Below are 699 nucleotides of genomic sequence, written 5' to 3'. Positions count from 1 at the left end.
ATTGATTGGCGTTATTAAGGTATTTGATGATTTGAGAGTCATTGGGTCAGTGAAAAATATGACCGTGTACTTACGTAACTCTGTAGCGTCCTCGACAGTTTTTAAACAACATTCGAACACTTTTTGTTCTTCTTGATATACTATTCAATCTGTTTAAATGCCTTAGAGAGCGCAATATGACGGAGAAAAGACGCTTTTCACGCATCATCTACCAAGCTCCAGCTCAGTTAGAACAACGTGATTTGAGACTTAACGCTACGATTCAAGATCTTTCCTTACATGGTTTGCTCTTACAAGCCGAAGGCTTAGATACATTGAATCCTGCACTTTTGGTTGATGTCGGTTTCTCGTTCCACCAGTCTGAACAAGAGATTACGTTAACGGCACAGATCGTAGACGTCGCTCAAGACCAAATACGGCTCAAGATCACCAACATCGGCATTGAAAGCATTAGCCAATTAAAACGATTTATCGAATTGAATGTAGGCAATAACGACCTTCTGAATCGAGAGTTAGACCATCTTTCCGATTTAGGGGAAAAATAAATCAACGCCTATTTAAGTAACAATAACTATGTCTAAAAAAATCATCATGCAGATCCCCACTAAAAACGGTGATCAGCAATTTTATTTGGGCCGCGGTTCGGTCCTAACCATATTAACTTCGATCATCGCCTTACCTGCCGTTGTCGGCGGGGCT

Annotated in this window: 1 protein-coding gene and 1 pseudogene; both read left to right on the top strand. The window is 40.6% G+C overall.

The genetic code is table 11. The features are described 5' to 3' along the window. Nucleotides 1-176 precede the first annotated feature (176 nt). Nucleotides 177-545 carry a PilZ domain-containing protein gene (locus R8O11_RS27805; protein WP_318183553.1) on the top strand — a complete coding sequence of 123 codons (369 nt, stop codon included), beginning with the start codon at nucleotides 177-179 and terminating at the stop codon, nucleotides 543-545. 28 nt (nucleotides 546-573) lie between these two features. Next, a pseudogene (locus R8O11_RS27800) lies at nucleotides 574-699 on the top strand (peptidase M23); the annotation flags it as partial.

It is taken from the genome of Vibrio sp. 1288, from assembly GCF_033344475.1.
The sequence above is the reverse complement of the archived record's forward strand: the minus strand, read 5'-3'. Positions and strand labels throughout refer to the sequence as shown.

Excerpts from the sequence above, each read along its gene's own strand:
- R8O11_RS27805 (WP_318183553.1), top strand. The coding sequence starts at position 177 with ATGACGGAGAAAAGACGCTTTTCACGCATCATCTACCAAGCTCCAGCT.